General features: G+C 75.5%; 21 protein-coding genes. 12 read left to right on the top strand and 9 right to left on the bottom strand.

Annotated elements, in window-relative coordinates; genetic code table 11:
- The first annotated feature begins 89 nt into the window (after positions 1-89).
- From ACH436_RS05660 to ACH436_RS05630, 7 genes are all read left to right on the top strand, one after another.
- Positions 90-1,100: a Bug family tripartite tricarboxylate transporter substrate binding protein gene (locus ACH436_RS05660; RefSeq protein WP_430559218.1), complete on the top strand. Its 1,011-nt coding sequence runs from the start codon at positions 90-92 to the stop codon at positions 1,098-1,100.
- The gene (locus ACH436_RS05655; RefSeq protein ID WP_430559217.1) at positions 1,097-1,618 is read left to right on the top strand and encodes a tripartite tricarboxylate transporter TctB family protein; all 522 of its coding nucleotides are present in this window, start codon (positions 1,097-1,099) and stop codon (positions 1,616-1,618) included. The genes ACH436_RS05660 and ACH436_RS05655 overlap by 4 nt, the downstream gene beginning before the upstream one ends.
- 7 nt (positions 1,619-1,625) lie before the next feature.
- A complete protein-coding gene (locus ACH436_RS05650) occupies positions 1,626-3,194 on the top strand; it encodes a tripartite tricarboxylate transporter permease (protein WP_430559216.1) in 1,569 nt (522 codons plus the stop codon).
- The gene (locus tag ACH436_RS05645) at positions 3,191-3,628 is read left to right on the top strand and encodes a universal stress protein (RefSeq protein WP_430559215.1); all 438 of its coding nucleotides are present in this window, start codon (positions 3,191-3,193) and stop codon (positions 3,626-3,628) included. Before ACH436_RS05650 ends, ACH436_RS05645 begins: the two co-directional genes overlap by 4 nt.
- 109 nt (positions 3,629-3,737) lie before the next feature.
- On the top strand, positions 3,738-4,316 hold the full coding sequence (locus ACH436_RS05640; protein ID WP_430559214.1) for an RNA polymerase sigma factor: 579 nt from the start codon (positions 3,738-3,740) through the stop codon (positions 4,314-4,316).
- The gene (locus ACH436_RS05635; protein ID WP_430559213.1) at positions 4,313-5,710 is read left to right on the top strand and encodes a hypothetical protein; all 1,398 of its coding nucleotides are present in this window, start codon (positions 4,313-4,315) and stop codon (positions 5,708-5,710) included. Before ACH436_RS05640 ends, ACH436_RS05635 begins: the two co-directional genes overlap by 4 nt.
- On the top strand, positions 5,707-6,615 hold the full coding sequence (locus ACH436_RS05630) for a phosphotransferase family protein (protein WP_430559212.1): 909 nt from the start codon (positions 5,707-5,709) through the stop codon (positions 6,613-6,615). The genes ACH436_RS05635 and ACH436_RS05630 overlap by 4 nt, the downstream gene beginning before the upstream one ends.
- A gap of 27 nt (positions 6,616-6,642) precedes the next feature.
- Here ACH436_RS05630 and ACH436_RS05625 read toward each other — a convergent pair whose 3' ends face one another.
- Positions 6,643-7,227, bottom strand: coding sequence for a hypothetical protein (locus ACH436_RS05625; RefSeq protein WP_430559211.1), 585 nt, complete (start codon positions 7,225-7,227; stop codon positions 6,643-6,645).
- A 90-nt stretch (positions 7,228-7,317) separates the two neighbouring features.
- Here ACH436_RS05625 and ACH436_RS05620 point away from each other — a divergent pair, with 90 nt between their 5' ends.
- On the top strand, positions 7,318-8,505 hold the full coding sequence (locus tag ACH436_RS05620) for an SLC13 family permease (protein ID WP_430559210.1): 1,188 nt from the start codon (positions 7,318-7,320) through the stop codon (positions 8,503-8,505).
- A gap of 64 nt (positions 8,506-8,569) precedes the next feature.
- Here ACH436_RS05620 and ACH436_RS05615 read toward each other — a convergent pair whose 3' ends face one another.
- Together ACH436_RS05615 and ACH436_RS05610 are read right to left on the bottom strand one after the other, a co-directional pair.
- Positions 8,570-9,160 carry a phosphoribosylglycinamide formyltransferase gene (locus tag ACH436_RS05615; protein WP_430559209.1) on the bottom strand — a complete coding sequence of 197 codons (591 nt, stop codon included), beginning with the start codon at positions 9,158-9,160 and terminating at the stop codon, positions 8,570-8,572.
- Positions 9,161-9,182: 22 nt separating this feature from the next.
- Positions 9,183-9,563, bottom strand: coding sequence for a VOC family protein (locus tag ACH436_RS05610; protein WP_430559208.1), 381 nt, complete (start codon positions 9,561-9,563; stop codon positions 9,183-9,185).
- A 63-nt stretch (positions 9,564-9,626) separates the two neighbouring features.
- Between ACH436_RS05610 and ACH436_RS05605 the strand changes: the two genes are divergently transcribed.
- Both ACH436_RS05605 and ACH436_RS05600 read left to right on the top strand, forming a co-directional pair.
- Positions 9,627-10,208 (top strand): 1-acyl-sn-glycerol-3-phosphate acyltransferase, encoded by a 582-nt coding sequence (locus tag ACH436_RS05605; RefSeq protein ID WP_430559207.1) that lies wholly within the window; start codon positions 9,627-9,629, stop codon positions 10,206-10,208.
- 24 nt (positions 10,209-10,232) lie between these two features.
- Complete coding sequence (locus ACH436_RS05600) at positions 10,233-10,802, top strand: GNAT family N-acetyltransferase (RefSeq protein ID WP_430559206.1); 570 nt, start codon at positions 10,233-10,235, stop codon at positions 10,800-10,802.
- On the opposite strand, the gene ACH436_RS05595 is transcribed toward ACH436_RS05600, so the two are convergent.
- On the bottom strand, positions 10,683-12,788 hold the full coding sequence (locus ACH436_RS05595) for a hypothetical protein (RefSeq protein WP_430559205.1): 2,106 nt from the start codon (positions 12,786-12,788) through the stop codon (positions 10,683-10,685). The two genes, ACH436_RS05600 and ACH436_RS05595, sit on opposite strands and share 120 nt — an antisense overlap.
- A gap of 107 nt (positions 12,789-12,895) precedes the next feature.
- Between ACH436_RS05595 and ACH436_RS05590 the strand changes: the two genes are divergently transcribed.
- The gene (locus ACH436_RS05590; RefSeq protein ID WP_430559204.1) at positions 12,896-13,189 is read left to right on the top strand and encodes a hypothetical protein; all 294 of its coding nucleotides are present in this window, start codon (positions 12,896-12,898) and stop codon (positions 13,187-13,189) included.
- Positions 13,190-13,217: 28 nt separating this feature from the next.
- Here ACH436_RS05590 and ACH436_RS05585 read toward each other — a convergent pair whose 3' ends face one another.
- Entirely contained in the window at positions 13,218-14,114 is an 897-nt protein-coding gene (locus ACH436_RS05585) for a universal stress protein (protein WP_430559203.1), read from the bottom strand.
- A gap of 187 nt (positions 14,115-14,301) precedes the next feature.
- Here ACH436_RS05585 and ACH436_RS05580 point away from each other — a divergent pair, with 187 nt between their 5' ends.
- Entirely contained in the window at positions 14,302-16,053 is a 1,752-nt protein-coding gene (locus ACH436_RS05580) for a GAF domain-containing protein (RefSeq protein ID WP_430559202.1), read from the top strand.
- Here the strand turns inward: ACH436_RS05580 and ACH436_RS05575 are convergent.
- The 4 genes from ACH436_RS05575 to ACH436_RS05560 form a co-directional block, all read right to left on the bottom strand.
- Positions 16,008-16,685, bottom strand: a complete 678-nt coding sequence (locus ACH436_RS05575) for a response regulator (RefSeq protein WP_430559201.1) — start codon at positions 16,683-16,685, stop codon at positions 16,008-16,010. The two genes, ACH436_RS05580 and ACH436_RS05575, sit on opposite strands and share 46 nt — an antisense overlap.
- Positions 16,686-16,765: 80 nt before the next feature.
- A complete protein-coding gene (locus tag ACH436_RS05570; protein WP_430559200.1) occupies positions 16,766-17,989 on the bottom strand; it encodes a dipeptidase in 1,224 nt (407 codons plus the stop codon).
- Between the two features lie 83 nt (positions 17,990-18,072).
- Complete coding sequence (locus ACH436_RS05565; protein WP_430559199.1) at positions 18,073-18,432, bottom strand: RNA-binding S4 domain-containing protein; 360 nt, start codon at positions 18,430-18,432, stop codon at positions 18,073-18,075.
- Between the two features lie 12 nt (positions 18,433-18,444).
- A complete protein-coding gene (locus tag ACH436_RS05560) occupies positions 18,445-18,582 on the bottom strand; it encodes a hypothetical protein (RefSeq protein ID WP_430559198.1) in 138 nt (45 codons plus the stop codon).
- Between the last annotated feature and the right edge of the window lie 45 nt (positions 18,583-18,627).

The following is an 18,627-nucleotide window of genomic DNA, read 5'->3' as shown; positions in this document are numbered from 1 at the left end:
TTGCCCAATGATGACGCGCCCGGCGGTCACCTGTGACGATCTCACCCGGGGCACAGCCGCCCCGCAGCACCGACAGTCTGGAGTACCCGGTGTCGACGACGACATCCCGCCGACGACGCGGCGTGCGCACCGCCGTCGCGGCCGCCCTCGCCGCGACGCTCGTGGCGGTCTCCGCCGCCTGCGGCGTCACCCGCGGCGACGACTCGACCGACCTCGACATGTGGATCCCCAACAGCCCCGGCGGCGGCTACGACCAGACCGGCCGTGCCGCCGTCGGTGTCCTGGACCGCGGCGACATCACCGGCGGCGACATCCAGGTCACCAACATCCTCGGCGCGGGCGGCTCGGTCGCCATGTCGCGGCTCATGGGCGAGGAAGGCAACGAGCGCCTGCTCATGACGCTGGGGCTCGGCGTGGTCGGGTCCACCTACTCGTTCGGCGTGGACGCCCGTCCGCACGATGCGACGCCGATCGCCCAGCTCATCGAGGAGCAGGAGGGCGTGCTGGTCCCCGCGGACTCGCCGTTCGAGACGATCGACGACCTGGTCGCCGCGTGGGAGAAGGACCCGGGCTCGGTCGTCGTGGGCGGCGGGTCGTCGCCCGGCGGCCCCGACCACCTGTTCCCGATGCAGCTCGCCAAGGCGACCGGCGTCGACCCGAAGGACCTGCGGTACGTGTCCTACGACGGCGGCGGCCCGCTCACCAGCGCCCTGCTCGGCAACAAGATCCAGGTCGGGTTCTCCGGTCTCGCCGAGTTCGAGGGGCAGATCGAGGCGGGCGAGCTGCGCGTGCTCGCCGTCTCCGGCGAGGAGCGCGTGGCCGGCGACGTGCTCGCCGACGTCCCGACCCTCACCGAGTCCGGCATCGACCTGGTCTTCACCAACTGGCGCGGCGTCGTCGCCCCGCCCGGGATCAGCGACGAGGCGCGCGACCGGCTCATCGACTACCTCACCCGCATGCACGACTCGCCCGAGTGGGAGCAGGCCCTCGCCGACAACGGCTGGACCGACGCCTTCACCACCGGCGACGACTTCGAGCGGTTCCTGCGCGAGCAGGACGAGCGGGTGTCGACCACCCTGAAGGAGCTGAACCTGCTGTGAGCACCCAGGAGGAGACGCCGACGACGCCCGCGACGACGCCCCGCGTCGACGCGGCCCAGTACGGGCTGGCGGCCGTGCTGCTCGCCGTCGGCGCGTACACGGTCTACGACGCCGCGACCCTGGAGGTCGGTTTCGCCGACCCGGTGGGCCCGCGCATCTTCCCGTTCGTCATCGGCGACGGCCTCGTCGTGACGAGCGTGCTGCTGGCGATCGCGACGGCGCGCGGATCGCGTCCCGCACCCGAGGCGGGCGAGGACGTCGACGTCACGACACCCGCCGACTGGCCCACCGTGCTGAAGCTGGTCGGCGTCATCCTACTGACCATCGCCACCGTGAGCTGGCTCGGGTGGGCGCTCGCGGGCGCCATCCTGTTCGCCGGGTCGGCGTGGGCGCTCGGCAGCCGCACCGTGATCCGCGACGTGCTGGTGGGTCTCGTGCTCGCCGTCGGCAGCTGGTACGGCTTCGTCGTCGGGCTGGGCATCCCGCTCGCCCCCGGCGTCCTCGACGGGATCCTGTGAGGCTCTGATGGACAACCTCGGACTGCTCTGGGACGGCCTCGGCGCCGCCCTCACCCCCATGAACCTCCTGTACGCCGCAGTGGGCGTGCTGCTCGGCACGTTCGTCGGCGTGCTGCCCGGCATCGGGCCGGCGATGGCGATCGCGCTGCTGCTGCCCGTGACGTTCGGTCTGGAGCCCACGCAGGCGTTCATCATGTTCGCCGGGCTGTACTACGGCGGCATGTACGGCGGGTCGACGACGTCGATCCTGCTCAACACGCCCGGCGAGTCCGCCTCCGTGATGACGGCGCTCGAGGGCAACCTCATGGCGCGCGTCGGGCGGGGCGCGCAGGCGTTGGCGACCGCCGCCGTCGGGTCGTTCGTAGCCGGCACGATCGGCACGCTGCTCGTCGCGATGTTCGCCCCCGCGCTGGCCGACGTCGCCGTCGAGATCGGCGCGCCGTCGTACTTCGCCCTCATGGTGCTGGCGCTGGTGATGACGGCCACCGTGCTCGGCGCGAGCCCGCTGCGCGGCCTGCTCTCCCTGTTCGTGGGCCTGACGATCGGCCTCGTGGGACTGGACCTCAACACCGGGCAGCCCCGCCTGACGTTCGGCGTCTCGCAACTCGTGGACCGGCTCGACATCGTCGTCGTAGCCGTCGGCATCTTCGCCCTCGGCGAGGCCCTGTGGGTGGCCGCGCACCTGCGCCGCAAGCCCGCGCGCGTCGTGCCGGTGGGGCAGCCGTGGCTGGGCCGCGAGGACCTGCGCCGGTCGTGGAAGCCGTGGCTGCGCGGCACCGCGTACGGGTTCCCCTTCGGCGCGCTGCCCGCCGGTGGCGCAGAGCTGCCCACCTTCCTGTCGTATGTCACCGAGCGCAGCCTCGCGAAGCGCGGCGTCGCCCGCCGTCGGGCGGACGCGAAGGACGAGTTCGGCCGCGGCGCGATCGAGGGCGTCGCCGGGCCGGAGGCCGCGAACAACGCGTCGGCCGCGGGCATGCTCGTGCCGATGCTCGCGCTCGGCCTGCCCGTGACGGCGACGGCGTCGGTCATGCTGTCCGCGCTGCAGGGCTACGGCATCCAGCCCGGCCCGCAGCTCATGACCGAGCACGCGGACATGGTGTGGACCCTGCTCGCGAGCCTGCTGGTCGGCAACCTCCTGCTGCTGGTGCTCAACCTGCCGCTGGCGCCCCTGTGGGCGAAGCTGCTGCGCATCCCGCGCCCCCAGCTGTACGCGGGCATCCTGTTCTTCGCCTGCCTGGGCGCCTATGCCACCAACCTCGACCCGTTCGACATCGGGCTGCTGCTCGTCTTCGGCCTGCTCGGGATGGCGATGCGACGGTTCGGCCTCCCGGTGCTGCCCCTCATCCTCGGCGTCATCCTCGGTCCACTCATGGAGACCAAGCTCCGTGAGGCGCTCACCATCTCCGGCGGCGACCCCGCCATCCTCTGGAGCGAGCCCCTGGCCATCGCCATCTACGCCGTCCTGGCGCTGGTGCTGCTGACCCGGCCGCTGCTGTCGCGGTGGCGGAACAGGACCGAGTCGCGGATCGTCGCGGAGGCCGAGTCCGAGACCGAGCTGGAAGGGAGCACGCGATGAGCGAGCAGGAGCAGACCCCGCCACCGGCCGACGGCTGGGTGGTGGTGGCGTGGACGCCCGACGAGTTCGGCGACGCCGCGCTGGAGCACGCGATCGCCTGGGCCCGCGAGGGCGGGCGTGGCGTCGCCGTCGTGAACGGCACGCGCGGCGACGCCCTCGTGGACGAGCGGTTCGCCGCCCCCGCCGGGCTCGCCGACCTCGCCGAGCGGCTGCGGGGCACCGGGCTGCCGCACGTCGTGCGGCAGGAGATGGGCCGCGACGTCGCGGAGCAGGTGCTCGACGTCGCCGCGGAGCTGTCCGCGCGGCTCGTCGTCGTGGGGCTGCGGCACCGCAGCCCGGTGGGCAAGCTGCTCATGGGCTCCGTCGCGCAGCGGATCCTGCTCACCGCCGAGTGCCCCGTGCTCGCCGTCAAACCAAGGGAACGCCCCGCCTGATCCCGTGAGTTCGGTCATCCGGTACGAGGTCGGTCCACATCCGGACCGATCTCGCACCGCATGACCGATCTCGCGGGTAAATCCGCGGCCGCCCGGGACACTACGTCGTGTGAGCACCCCCGACGACGCGGCCGAGCGGCGCGAACGACTGTCCGCGCTGTGGAGCGCGCACGCCGTCCGCGTCCAGGCGTACCTGTGGCGGCACACCGACCCGGACACCGCGCAGGACGTGCTCTCCGAGACGTTCCTCGTCGCGTGGCGGCGCCTCGACGACGTCCCCGACCCGTCGCTGCCGTGGCTGCTGGTCGTGGCCCGCAACCTCCTGCGGAACGCGCACCGGGCCGCCCGGCGTCGGCGCACGCTCGACGACGAGCTTGCCGCCCTCGCGGCCTCCGCGCCCCTGCCGGAGGCCGCCCCCGAGGCCCTCGCCGTCGAGCGCGACGCGCTGCTGCGCGGCCTCGCGCGCCTCGGCGAGCGCGAGCGGGAGGCCATCCTCCTCGTCGCGTGGGACGGCCTCGCCCCGGCCGACGCCGCCGACGTCGCGGGCTGCTCGGCCGCCACGTTCCACGTGCGCCTGCACCGCGCCCGACGGCGCCTGGCCGCCTACGCCGACAGCACCGACGGACGCCCCTCGCCGCGCCCAGCCGACCCCACCCGCTCCCCCGCGTCCTCGAGGAGGTCCGCATGAGCCCCACCGACCGCACCGGGCACGGCACCGCGGGCGTCGACGCGCGGCTCGCGCGCCTCGCCCCCACCGTCTCTCCCGATCCCGCGCGGCTGGCCGCCGCCCGTGCCGGCCTTGACGCCGCACTCGACGGCGTGGCTGACCGCGCCACGAGCGGGACGGGCGGCGGGACGACGGCCGGGACCGGGCCCTCCCGCAGCCGGCGCGTCGGCGACGCGCACGTGCTCGACCTCGACCCCGACCCCGGTGAGCACGACGACCTCGACGACGCTCGTCTCTCCCGGGTCGACGACGACCGCGTCGTGCCGATCGGCCGCGGACGCACCGCTCGCGAGCGCCGCCAGCGGAGAGTGCGGCTCGGAGCAGCCGCCGCCGGCGTCGTCGGAATCGTCGCCGTCGGGTTGGTGCTGGTGCCGCGCCCGACGCCGGGTCCCGCCGCACCGGTGGACTCGTGCGCCGCGAACCTCACGGCGTCAGCGGTGCCGGAGGGGGCCGACCTCGATCCTGCCTGGACCCTCCTCGCCCAGGCTCAGGTCGATGGCACCGACCTCACGCTGCTGCGGTCGCCCACGACCGACATGACGGGGTTCTGCTCCGAGGGCGGCTCGACGTCGACCAGCACCCTGTGGACGACACCCCCGCCGGAGGCCGCGGACGGCGAGGTCGCCGTCGGTGGGGTGTCGCACGACGAGTGGTACGTCGCTTGGGGGTCGGTGGGCTCGGGAGCCCGGGCGCTCAGACTGTTCGCGGAATGGCCGGACGAGGACGGCTCAGGCACCTCAGGCCGTGTGGTCGACATGGTGCTCGACGGCGCCGGCTGGTCGGTCGTCCTGCCAGACGACGATGTGCCGCCGGACGCCCGCGTCTCGCTCCTGTGGCAGGAGTACGGCGTCGAGCGGTCGCTCCCGTTGGACTCCGGCTGGCCGGCGAAGGGGGAGCCCGCCACGTCGCTCACCGAGCAGCGCCGCCGTGCCTGCGCCGCCGGTCCGGACGTCTCGGGCATGCATCCGGTGGTCGAGCAGCGGCACGGCGACGTCGGCCTCACCGCGCTGATGAACGACCGGAGACACCTGGTCGCGTGCGTGCAGGAGGCGGACGCGCCCTACGACGCCCTGACCACACTGTCCGGCCCGGCCTCCGAGGCCGCCCCCGCACATGACGGGGCGACCGCGGAGATCGGCGGCGGGGACGGCGCGCGGTTGATGATGATGGGCTCCGCGGGCGAAGACGTGGTGAGCGTCGAGCTGAAGACCGAGGACGGCACTGTCCAGGCGGAGCTGTCCGACGGGTACTGGGTGGCGTGGAGCACGGACGTGATCGAAGAGGCCTGGGACGAGGCGCTGCTGGTCTGGTACCTGGAGGACGGCTCACGCCACGAGAGCGAACCCTTCCAGTGATCCCGGACTGCATCGAGCTGGGCGCCCTCTCCGACCGCCAGCGCGGGCTGCTGGGCACGTGGCTGCCGGACCTGGAGGTCGAGGCGGACATGAGCTGGGGCCTGGTGGCCACGACGGTGCTGCGCGTGGCAGCGGACGGGCGGACGCTCGTCGTGAAGGCCGGCGGCGAGCGGGACCACCACATCGCGCGGGAGGTGCGGGCGCACCGGGAGTGGACGGGGCCGTGGCTCGCGGGCTGTCGCGGTGCGTCGCCGGACGACGACCGCATCGGGCGCCTGGTGCACGCGGACGTCGACGCGAAGCTGCTGGTCACGACGTTCCAGCCGGGGCGGCTGGTGCAGGACGACCCGGGCGCCGCGGCCGATCCCGGGACGTACGAGCAGGCCGGACGGCTGCTGGCGGCCTTCCACGGCCAGCTCTCCGTCGAGGACGCCGGCTACGAGGCGCGGGCGAACCACCGGTCCGAGGAGTGGTTGGCCGGCCCGCACCGGATCGCCGCGGCCGACGTCGCACGCCTGCGCGCCCTGATCCGCTCGTGGCCCACGTCCCCCGCCGTCCTCGTCCCGACGCACGGCGACTGGCAGGGACGGAACTGGCTCGTGGACGACGGCGTCGTGCGTGTCATCGACCTCGGCCGCGCCGACCTGCGCCCCGCGGCGAGCGACCTCGGGCGCCTGGCCACCCGTGAGTTCCGCCGGTTCTCCGGCGCGGAGGAGGCGTTCCTCTCCGGGTACGGGCACGACCCGCGCGAGCCGGACGCGTGGTTCCGGTCGCAGGTGCGCGAGGCGATCGGCACCGCCTGCTGGGCCCACCAGGTCGGCGACGAGGCGTTCGAGGCGGAGGGTCACCGCCAGGTCGCCCAGGTGCTCGGCGACGCCGACGGCGCCCGCCCGGCGTGCCCCTGATCAGGCCGGACGAGCGCCGCCGGCAGCTCATCGCGGGGCGGCGAGGCGCTCCTCCCACGGCAGCAGGGTGACCGGGTGCGGCGGGTGGTCGGACGCCCGCAGCGTCAGGTCCACGACGGCGGCGCGCACCCGCGCCCACTCGGCGTCGTCGCCGGGCCCCCCGGGTCCGCCCGGGCTCTGCGCGGCCTCGAGGATCTGCCGCAGCACCAGGACGGCTCTCGCGCGGTCGACCCGGTCCGCGGTGCCGGGCCGGGTGGCGGCGCGCACCACCTGGGCGGCGAGGGCCTCGCCCCGCGAGCCGGGGGCGAGCGCCGCGGAGCTCGCGAGCCGCAGCGGGACGGGGGCAGCGCGCAGCGACCAGCGCGTGCCGGACGGGTCGTGCGCGACGATGCGCGTCGGCCCCCGCAGCAGCGACGCCACCAGCAGGGCGACGGCCAGCAGCACGGTGACACCGGCGGCGGTCAGCGCCCAGCCGGCCGGCTGCGGCCCGGAGACGTCGGTGAGCATCAGCACGCCCAGCCACACGACCCAGACGGTGGCACAACCGAGCGCCACGAGCGCGAAGATCAGGGGCGCGGACGCGTCCCCGGGGCGTCGCCGTCGAGTGCTCATACCTCTGAGTTGCCGGCACCGGCCCGATCGCTACCCCGGAGTTTCGACGGACGTCTACGCTCACCCCGTGACGCCCCCCGCGAGCCGGCGGTGACCGGCCCCGGCCGCCCGACGAGAAGGCTCCTGCCGCCCCTGTGGGTCCCCGCCCTGGTGCTCGTCGTCGCCCTGCCCCTGTCGGGGGCGCTGCCCGCCGACGACGCCCGCTCGCTCGCCGCCCTCACCGGGCCCGTGCTCGGCTTCGTCGTGCTGCTCACGGTCGTCGCCGAGCTCTGCGCGGGGGCCGGGCTGTTCGACGCCGTCGCGGACGGCGCCGCCCGGCTCGCGCGCGGGCGCGCCGTGGTGCTCTGGCTCCTCGTGGCCGCCGTCGCGACCGCCTGCACCGTCGTCCTGTCGCTCGACACCACCGCCGTCCTGCTGACCCCTGCCGTCGTCGCCGTGGCGCGCCGCGCCGGCCGCGACCCGCTCCCCCTCGCGCTCACCGTGCTCGCGCTCGCGAACACGGCGTCGCTCCTGCTGCCCGTCTCGAACCTCACCAACCTCATGGCCGCGCCGTCGTTCGACGCCGGGTACCTGGGGGTCATGGCCGCGCCGGCCGCGGCGGTGCTCGTCGTGGTGCTCGCGGTGCTCGCCGTGCTGCACGCGCCCGCGCTGCGGGGCACGTACGCCGTGCCGGAACGGCGGCAGGCCGCCGACCCGGTGCTCCTGGGGGTGGCGGGCGCCGTCGTCGCCCTCATGGGGGCGGGCTTCGCGTCCGGGCTGCCCGTGCTTCCCGTCGCGCTCGGCGCCGTCGTCGCGCTCGGGGCGGCGACGGTGTGGCGCAGGGTCCCGCTGCCCGTGCCGGTGCGCGAGCTGGTGCCGTGGCGCACGGTCGTGGTCACCGCCGGCCTGTTCGCCGTCGTCGGCACCTGGCACGCGCACGGGCTCACCGACCTGCTCGCCCCGCTCGTGGGCCACGGGGACGACGCCGGGAGCCTCGCCCAGGTCGCGGCGGTCGGCGCGGCGTCGGCGAACGCGGTGAACAACCTGCCCGCCTACCTGGCCCTCGCCCCCACCGTCACGGGCGACGACGCGCGGCTGGCCGCGCTGCTCGTGGGCGTCAACGCCGGGCCGCTCGTCACGCCCTGGGCGTCGCTCGCCACCCTGCTGTGGCTGCAGCAGTACCGACGCCACACGTTCTCCGCGCCTGCGGGGCTGCTGCGGCGCGTCGTCGTCCAGGGCGCCGTGGTGGCGCCGCTCGCCGTCGCGGCGGGCGTGCTCGCGCTGGCTGCGGTGGGCTGACGGGATCGCGTCCGTCGTCCCCGAGAGCTCGCCCGGGGAACGACATGCCGGCGCGCCCGCCGGCTCAGGGGCGCCAGGACCGCAGCACCTCGACGAGGAGCGACTTCTCCGCAGCCTGCACCCGGGCGCGCAGGGCGGGCACGTCGTCGCCGGGGACGACCGGCACCTCGGTCTGCGCGACGACGGGTCCCTCGTCGTAGTCCGCCGTCACCACGTGGACGGTCGCGCCGGAGACCGTGCGACCGGAGGCCAGGACGGCCTCGTGCACGTGGTCGCCGAACATGCCGGCGCCGCCGAACTCCGGCAGCAGCGCGGGGTGGGTGTTGAGGATCCGCCCCGCGTAGCGGGCGAGGACCCGCGGCCCGAGCTTCTTCATGTACCCGGCGAGCACGACCACGTCGGCCTCGGCGCCGTCGAGCGCGGCCAGGACGGCGGCGTCGAGCTCGTCCGGGTCCGGGTGCGTGACGCCGCTGAGGTGGGCGGTCGGGACGCCGTGCCGCCGGGCGACGTCGAAGATCCCCGACCGGCTGTTGTTCCCGAGCACGAGCCGTACGTCGGCGGCGCCCGAACCCAGGACGTGGTCGGCGGTGCTCCCCGCGCCCGACCCGAGGAGGACGGCACGGAGGGGGACGAGAGGGCTCGCGGCGGCGGTCACGTCACGAGCCTGCCAGAGACGGTCAGGCCGTCGCCCACACCCCGAGCTCGTTACCGCTGGGGTCGAGGAAGTGGAAGCGGCGGCCGCCGGGGAACTCGTACGGCCCGTCGACCACCCGACCGCCCGCGGCCGTCACGCCGGCCAGCGTCGCGTCGAGGTCGTCGGAGTACAGCAGGACGAACGGCCCGCCCCGGGAGACGTCGGCGGCCTCGGCGAGGCGCAGCCCGCCCGCCTCGGCGGGCGCCTGCTCCGCGGACGTGCGGATGCCCGCGTAGCCCGGACCGTAGGAGACGAACTCCCAGCCGAAGGCCGCGGCATAGAACTCCTGGGCCGCCGCGAGGTCGGTCACCGGCAGCTCGAGGTAGTCGATGGTGTGGTGGACGCCGTGCGCGTGCTCGCTCATCCCGGCAGCATGACGCGCCCCTCCGACACGCTGGTCCCGAGCGCCGAACGGTAGAGTCACCCGATGCTCCGAACCCTGCGCCGCGCGCTCGCCGGCACCTACTGGCGCCTCAGCCGCTGGACCCTGCGCAGCGAGCCGGCACCGGCGCGCGCCGGCGTGCTCGTGGGTGCGCCGCACACGTCCAACTGGGACTTCGTGCTCATGCTCGCCAGCGCGTGGCGGCTGGGTCTCGACGTGCGCTGGCTGGGCAAGCACACGCTGTTCGCCGGCTGGCGGGGCCCGCTGATGCGCGCGCTCGGCGGCATCCCGGTGGACCGTCGCGACCCCAGCAGCGTCGTCGACGACGTGCTGGCCCGCGTCCGCGCCGGCGAGGTGTTCCACCTGGTCGTGACGCCCGAGGGCACCCGCTCCGGCGACGGGTGGAAGTCGGGCTTCTACCGCATCGCCCGGGCCGCGGACCTGCCCGTGACGCTCGGGTACGTGGACCGCACCACCATGACGACCGGCCTCGGCCCGACCCTCCGGCTCACCGGCGACGTGCGCGCCGACATGGACGACGTCCGCGCCTTCTACGCGGACAAGTCGGGCCTGCGCCCCGAGCTGCGCACCGAGCCGCGGCTGGCCGACGAGGACCGCCCGGGCTGACCGTGCGGCGCTAGGCTCGCCGTCGTGCCCGAGACCGGAACGCCCGCCGCACCGTTCGCCGCGGACCTGCGCGACGGCGTGTCGCTGCGCCTGCTGCACCGTGACGACGGGCCGGCCCTCGCGGCCGCCTACTCCCGCAACCGGGAGCACCTCGAGCCGTGGGAGCCGGCCCGGCCCGCGGAGTTCTACGAGCCCGCCTACCACGCGCAGCGCATCCCCGTGGAGCTGCTGGGCCACGGGTCAGGGCGGGCGGTGCCGCTCGTGCTCGACCTCGACGGGGAGATCGTCGGGCGCGTGAACCTCAGCGACATCGTGCTGGGCGCCTTCCGCAACGCCCACCTGGGCTACTGGATCGACGCCCGGCTCGCCGGGCGCGGCGTCATGACCGCCGCCGTCGAGGCCGCGTGCGCGCACGCCCGCGACGACCTGGGGCTGCACCGCGTCCAGGCCGCGACGCTGCTGCACAACGCGGCGTCACAGAAGGTGCTCGCGCGCACCGGGTTCGACCGCATCGGGACCGCGCCCGCCTACCTCCGGATCGCCGGCCGCTGGCAGGACCACGCGCTCTTCCAGCGCATCCTCCACGACGACTGACCCCGGGGCAGGGTCGACGCCGGCGGCGCTCGCCGCCGCGACCCGGCGCCGGCGCCGCACGACCAGCGCGACCACTGCGCCGGCCGTCCCGAGCACCAGCACGATCACCCCGGCTCCCGCCCACGGTGCGGCGTCGGCCCGACCGAGGGCGGCGCCGGCCCGTGCGTCCGCGTCGTCGAGACGGCCGGCGGCGAGGTCCGTCCGTGCGCCCTCGGCCGCCCGGTCGACGCCGAGGACGGTCGCCCCGAGCCGCGACACCGGGTCGCGGTCGCCCGCGGCCGCCCGGGCCGCCGCCCCCACGCGCGTCGTGACGTCGGCGGCCCGCGGCAGCAGGGTGGCCAGCTCCGCGTACGAGTCGTCGTCGGCCGCCCCCTCGTACGCCGCGCGCACCGGGTCGGGCACGGGCACCCCGGCGGAGTCCGCCGCGGCCTGCACCGCGCCGGCGGCCTGCGCGGCGCCGTCGAGCGCGGCCCGCACGTCCTTCGCCTCGCCGAACTCCCAGTCGGTCATGGCCGTGCGCAGCCCGAGCGGCGGCGACCAGGCGCCGTCCGCGCCGTCGAGGTCCGCGTAGGCGTCGCGCGCGGCGGCCCGGGGCTTCAGCGCGGCCTTCTGCTCGGCGTCGAGCACCCAGGTGCGCAGCACCTTCGGGGCGCCCGTGACGTCGCCGCGCTCCTCCACGAGGTCGAGGAAGCGCCGCCAGTCCGTGCGGCCCCAGTTTTCCTCCCGCTCCCCCGGGCGCTCGTACGCGCTCTCCCCCGACTGCGCGGCCGACACCACCGCGGTGAACGCGTCGTCGTCGAGCCCGCCCAACAGCTTCTGCACCACGGTGTACGACGCCGCGTACCCGTACTGCTCGGCGTCCTCGTCGAGCTCGCCGGGGTGCGCGTCCCACGCCGTCAGGGGCACGGCGACGTCGGCGTGGCGGTCCGGGGCCGACCACGGGTCGCTCTGCGCCCCGGTGCGGTCCACGGCGCGCTGCGCCACCACCTCCGTCATCCCCTCGGACAGCCACCGCCCGGTGAGCCGGTCCGGGTTCAGCCAGGCGTGCCCGAGCTCGTGGTACAGCGTGGCGGTGTCCAGGTCCTCGGGGATGACGATCTCGTCGTTGTCCGCGTCGAACCACGCGTACCCGAGCACCTTGGGCGACACGTCCTCCCGGATCGTGTCGAGCCCGCCGGGCCACGGCTGCCCGACGAGGTCCTCCAGCACGGGCAGCCCCTTCTGCAGCCGCTTCGCGACGAACCCCGTCCACTTCTCGTCGCCCGGGAAGCTCTGCAGCGTGAGGCTCGTCCCGCCCACCTCGACGACCTTCTCGTCCGCCTTCTTCGGGTCGCGCGCCGAGACGACCGCCCAGATGCCGTCCTTGTCCGTGTTCTCGGTGGCCGTGTACGTGACGGTCTTCCCGGACCGCTCCTTGGTGAACACGTCCGACGTCGCGTCGAACGTCATCGACGCCGGGAGCACGACCTCGACGGTCGTGCGGCCGGCGTCCCCCACGCCCGACGCCGCGAACGTCGCGAACCCGTCGCCCACCCGCGTGTAGTCCTTCGAGCGGACCGGCTCGCCCGGCACGACGAAGCTCCACTCGATGGTGCGCGTCTGCCCGTACCGCAACGGCGCGAACGTCGCCACGGCGTACCGGGTGCTCGGGTCCTCGGTGTCCTCGATCCGCACCGGCAGGGCGGCCCCGCCGGTCGTCGCGCGGACGTCCTCCGCCCCCGCCGGCACGGCGATCGCGTACGACGTGAAGTAGTAGTACGTCAGCCCGCGGTCAGGAGTCACGTTGCCGATGGTGGTGGTCGTCGTCGCCCGCACCTCGGAGTCCTTCGCGTGCAGCACGTACCGGCTGTGCGACTCCTCCGTGAGCCCCTCGTCGGCGACCGCGGCGGGGCCGGCCAGCAGCAGGGCGCCAACCAGGACCACGCCGGTCAGGGTGGGCAGCAGGTGCGGCGCGGCACGTCGGCGGGGCGCGGGCGAGGGGATCATCGCGCGAATCCTTGCGTGCGGCGGTCCCGCGCCGCAAGCGCCGTCCGGGTGCGCGACGTCGCCCCGTGCGGTAGACCGGAACCCGTCGGGCCGCGGAGGGGGACGCCATGGGTACTGACAGGAACGCAGACGACGGCACCGTCGGCACGGACGCCGGCTCGCTGACCATCGCGCTGCTGACGGCGTGCTCGGAGCCCGACCTCGGCATCCGCTCCCGCATCGTGCAGGAGCTGCTCGACGAGGCGAGCGTCGACGCCCGCCTGGCCCGCGAGGTCATCACCACGATGCTCACGGCGTCGGTGATGTCCCTGCGCGCGTACACCGACGCGACGCGCCGCGACCCCCACGACGTCCTGCGCGCCCTCGGCACCAGCTGGTCCCAGCGCAGCCTCAGCGCCTGACACCTCGGCGGGCGCGCGGCAGCACGCTCTACTCGTGCACCACCGAGACGGCGCACGGCGCGTGCCGCACGATCCGGTCGGCGCCGCCACGCACGCGGCCGACCTGCAGCGACGCCTCGCTGCCGCCCGTCACCACCAGGTCGTCCGACCGCAGCGCGGACAGCAGCGCACCCCGCGCCGCGGAGCCGCACGTCGCGACCGTCCACCCGACGGCCGGGTACTTCTCGCCCCAGCGCGCCACCCGCGCCTCGAGGTCGGCCCGCGCCTCGGCGCGCAGCCGTTCGAGCCAGGCCAGGTCTCCGTCGGTCGCGCCGGCGAACAGGCCGTCCTCGGCGGAGTGCGCCGCCGTCAGCGGGACGCCGGCGCGGTCCGCCTCGTCGAAGCCGGCCTCGAGCACCCGGTCGGACGCGTCCCGAGGGTCGACCGCGACGACGACGCGGCGCGGCTCCAGCGCGCGGGCGGCGCGCGGCACGACGACCACCGTCCCAGGGGCCAGGGCGGCCACCGTCGACGAGATGGACCCCATCGCGACGCGGTCGAACGTGCCGACGCCGCGGCGCCCCACCACGACGACGGCGCCACGGCGGGCGTGGTGCACCAGGACGGCGCACGCGTCGCCGCGCACGGCCGTGAACTCGACCGCGTGCGGCACCCCGGCGAGCGTCCGCGCCCGCGCGGCGCGCTCGAACCTCGACCTGGACCGCTCGAGCAGCGCCTCGGCCTCGGCCCGCCGGTCCGGCCCGCCGGGCTCCGCCGTCACCGACCCCACGCCGACCGGTCGGGCGTAGGCGTGCACGACGACGAGCCGCGCGCTCAGCCGCGCGGCCTCCCCCGCCGCCCACGCCATCGCGTGATAGCCGCCCTCCGAGCCGTCGACGCCGACGACGACGTCCCGGACCGGCTCTTCCACGCCGCTGGTGTCCATGGCGCTCCCTCCGACCGCACCAGTGGGCCACGCCGAGGGCGGCACCCGGCAGTGCCGAACGCCCCGGCGGCCGGGCCGAAGGTCCCGACCGGGACGACCACGACGACCACGACGACACGGACGACGGGGACGACGGGGACGACCGGGACGACGCGCGGGGACACGCGGGTGCTTCTACCGTGTGACCGTGAGCCCACGGCAGGGTCGCCGGGACCGGGAACGGAACATGGACGTCCTGCTGGACGCCGTCGTCTCCGTGGGCCGGGGTCTCGAGCTCGAGACGACGCTGCACCGCGTGGTGAGCGCCGCCGCCATGATGGTCGACGCCCGCTACGCCGCCCTGGGCGTGCTCGGCGAGGACCGGAGCATCACGCGCTTCCTCACGGTGGGCATGTCCGACGACGAGATCCACGCCGTCGGGCCGTACCCGACGGGGCACGGGATCCTCGGCGAGCTCATCCGCCACCCGGTGCCGCTGCGGCTCCCGGACATCGCCGCGGACCCGCGCTCCGTCGGCTTCCCGCCGCACCACCCGCCCATGCGCAGCTTCCTGGGGATGCCGCTGCAGGTGCACGGGGAGCCGTTCGGCAACCTCTACCTCACGGAGAAGCGGGGCGGCGGGGAGTTCACGGCCGACGACCAGCGGCTCCTGGCGGGGTTCGCGTCTGCAGCGAGCTTCGCCGTCGAGAACGCCCGCCTGTACGAGGAGACCCGGCTGCGCGAGAGATGGCTGCGCGCCGACGACGAGATCGCGCGCCGCCTGCTGTCCGGTGAGGACCCGGACACCGTGCTGGACCTCGTCGCGGCGGAGGCGCTCAGCGTCGCGGCGGCGGACACGGCCGGGATCGCCATGCCGGTGGACCGCGACCAGGCCGACGAGGTCCCCGCGCTCGTGGTCCGCTCGGCGGTCGGCATCCGGGCGGAGAGCCTGCGCGGGCGGGTGATGCGACCGCCGCGGTCGTTCAGCGCGATGGCGTTCATGGAGGGGCGCCCCGTGGTCACCGCCGACGCCACGACCGACGAGCGCGCCGACGTCGCCCTGCACCCGGACGGCACCCTCGGCCCCGTCGCCGCCTTCCCGCTCGTGGGTCGCGGGCGACGGGCGCGCGGCGTCCTCGTCGTCGGGCGCGTGCAGGGCTCCGACCCGTTCCCCACCGTCGTGGTCGAGGCGCTGGGGGCGTTCGCCAACCAGGCCGCCGTCGCGCTCGAGCTGGCCGAGCGCCGCGCGGACGCGGCCCGGCTCGCCGTGGTCCGCGACCGCGACCGGATCGCGCGCGACCTGCACGACCTGGCCGTGCAGCGCCTCTATGCCACCGGACTGTCGCTGCAGACCGTCGACCGGCGCCTCGCGGACGCGCGCCCGCTGGGGCCCGGCGGGACGCGCGAGGTCGCGGGGCGGGTCGGGGAGGCCATCGACCAGATCGACGAGACGATCGACCTGATCCGCACCACGATCCGCGGGCTGCGCGACCCGGGCGGCGACCTGCCGCGCCGGGTGGGCACCCGTTCGCTGCTGCTCGCGGAGGCCGACGCCGCCACCCACGCCCTGGGCTTCGCCCCCACCGTCCGGTTCGAGGGCCCGATCGACGCCGTGGTGCCGCCCACGGTCGTGGCGCACCTCGTGGCCGTGCTGCGCGAGAGCCTGTCGAACGCGGCACGGCACGCGCGCGCCACCCGGGTGCGGGTCGCGCTGCGCGCCGGTGACGACGTCGTGCTCACCGTCTCCGACGACGGCGTGGGCACCCCCCTGGACGCGCCGCGCAGCGGCCTCGCCAACCTCGCCCGCCGGGCGGGCGAGCTGGGCGGGTCGTTCGAGGTCCGGCCGGGGCGGGCGGGCGGCACCGCGCTGCGGTGGCGGGTGCCTCTCGCGGGGCGTCCGGCCGGCCCGGCGGCTCAGGACGCGGCGGGCCTCTCGGGGCCGCCCGCCGGACCGAGCTGATCGAGCCGGGCCGCGAGGACGGCCGCCTGCACCCGGCGCTCGAGGCCGAGCTTCGCCAGGAGGCTCGACACGTAGTTCTTCACGGTCTTCTCGGCGACGAACAGCTCGGCGCCGATCTGCCGGTTCGTCATGCCCTCGCCGATGAGGGCGAGGATGCGGCGCTCCTGCGGGGTGAGGTCGGCGAGCGGGTCGTCGACCTCCGCCTGCCCGCGCAGCCGCGCCATCACCCGCCCCGTGGCCCGCGGGTCCAGCAGGGAGCCGCCCGCCGCCACCGTCCGGATGCCCGCGACCAGGTCGGTGCCGCGCACCTGCTTGAGGACGTAGCCGGACGCACCGGCGAGGATGGCGTCGAACAGCGACTGATCGTCGTCGAACGACGTGAGCATGAGGACGGCCGAGTCCGTGCGCGAGCGCAGCTCCCGGCAGACCGTGACGCCGTCGCCGTCGGGCAGCCGCACGTCGAGGACGACGACGTCCGGACGCACCACCGGGACCCGCGCGAGCGCCTCCGCGGCGGTCCCCGCCGTGCCGACGACCTCGAGGTCGTCCTCCATGCCGAGCAGGTCGGCGACACCACGGCGCACCACCTCGTGGTCGTCGACGAGGAACACCCGCACGGGCGCGCCGGTCATGGGCTCACGCTAGACCTTGGGAGCGCCCGCGGCCGGGCGGCCGACGCGGGCAACGATCGGGCGGGAGCCGCCCGCTCCCGTCAGGAGCCGCCGTCCAGGTCCTGGAGTCGCGCGACGCTGGGCTCCCGCTCGGCCTGCAGGCGGGCCGCGACGTCCTCCGCGCCGCGCAGCGCCCGCAGCACGTTGCCGCTGGTCAGGCCGGCCAGGTCGGCGTCCGACCAGCCGCGGTCCGCGAGCGCCGCCAGGAGGTTCGGGTAGCCGGAGACGTCGCGGAGCTCGTCGGCGAAGCCGCCCGCGCCGTCGTAGTCTCCGCCGAGGCCGACGTGCGCCGCGCCCGCGACCTCGCGCACGTGCTCCACGTGCGCGACGACGTCGTCCAGCGTGGTCGGCGGCTTGGGGTGGGTCTCGGCCCAGGCCGTGGCGAACCGGTCGAACTCGGCGTAGTCGTTCGGCGCGATCCCCGCCGCCCGTGCGGCCTCGCCGGCCTCCGCCCGCCACTCCCCGATCGCCGGCGTGACGAAGCTCGGCACGAACGTCACCATGCACACGCCACCGTTGTCGGCCAGGCGCGCGAGGACGTCGTCGGGCACGTTGCGCGGCACGTCGCAGACGGCGCGGGCAGAGCTGTGCGAGAAGATCACCGGCGCCTCGGAGACGTCGAGGGCCGCGCGCATCGTGCCCGCCGAGACGTGCGAGAGGTCGACGAGCATGCCCAGCCGGTTCATCTCGCGCACGACCTCGCGCCCGAACGGCGTCAGGCCTCCGTTCTCGAACCGGCCCGGATCGAACCGCCCGTCCGCGGGGCGCTCGTCCGTGGCCGACTCCGCCCACGGCGTGTGGTGGTTGTGCGTGAGCGTCATGTAGCGCACGCCCAGCTCGTACAGCATGCGCAGCGCGCCCGTCGACGAGTCGATCGACTGCCCGCCCTCCGCGCCCATGAGCGACGCGATGCGACCCTCGGCCCAGGCCGCCACGACGTCGTCGGCGCTCGTCGCGAGGCGGAAGTGCTCCGGCCAGCGCGCCACCATGCGGCGCACGGCGTCGACCTGCTCGAGCGTCGCCGTCACCGCGGCGCTGCCCGGGAGGTTGGACGGCACGTAGACCGACCAGAACTGGGCGCCCACGCCCCCGGCGCGCAGCCGCGGCACGTCCGTGTGGGTGCGGCCCTCGGTGCCGGCCGCGACGTCCAGCCGGGACCAGTCGTAAGCGACCTGGTCGCGCGCCTCCCACGGCAGGTCGTTGTGCCCGTCCCAGACGGGGTGCTCACGCAGCAGCGCGGCGATGCGATCGGCGGTGCTCGTCATGTCCCGCACGCTACCGGCCACCTACCCCGAGTTGTCAGGACGACCGCGCGGTATGCCCGGCGCTCATCCTGACAGGTCGTGGGTCAGCGGTGGCCGCCGCGCAGGCGGTCGATCTCGCGGCGCTCGCGCTTGGTGGGGCGGCCGGCGCCACGGTCGCGGACGCCGACGGCCTCCCGCTCCTGGCGGGTGGGCACCGGCGGGCTCTCGTCGCGGTACGCCTTGACCGCGAGCGGCGCGCCCACCCGCTTGGGCAGCAGCTCGACGACGACGACCTTGCGGTCGCGCAGCGGGTCGCGCCAGGTGACCGTGTCGCCGACGGTGACCGACGTCGAGGGCTTGGCCACCGTGCCGTTCACCCGCACCCGCCCCGACCGGAGCAGGGCGGCAGACGACGACCGGCTCTTGAAGAGCCGCACCGCCCACAACCACACGTCCACGCGCACCTCGCCAGCCTCTCACGACGTGCGGCCGGCCAGGCCGCTCTCGTACGCCGCGATGACGAGCTGCACGCGGTCGCGGGGCGTGCACGCAGGGCGTCGTCGTACTCGTCGAGGTTCGGACGCCGTGAGGATCGGCACGCGCGTGCCGGACACCCACGCCTCGTCGGGTGCCCGCCCGACGGCGTTGCTAGCGTCTGC

This window comes from Isoptericola sp. NPDC019693 (assembly GCF_044389085.1).
Classification (GTDB): domain Bacteria; phylum Actinomycetota; class Actinomycetes; order Actinomycetales; family Cellulomonadaceae; genus Isoptericola.
Note: the sequence above shows the minus strand (reverse complement) of the source record. Positions and strands in the feature narration are given on the sequence as shown.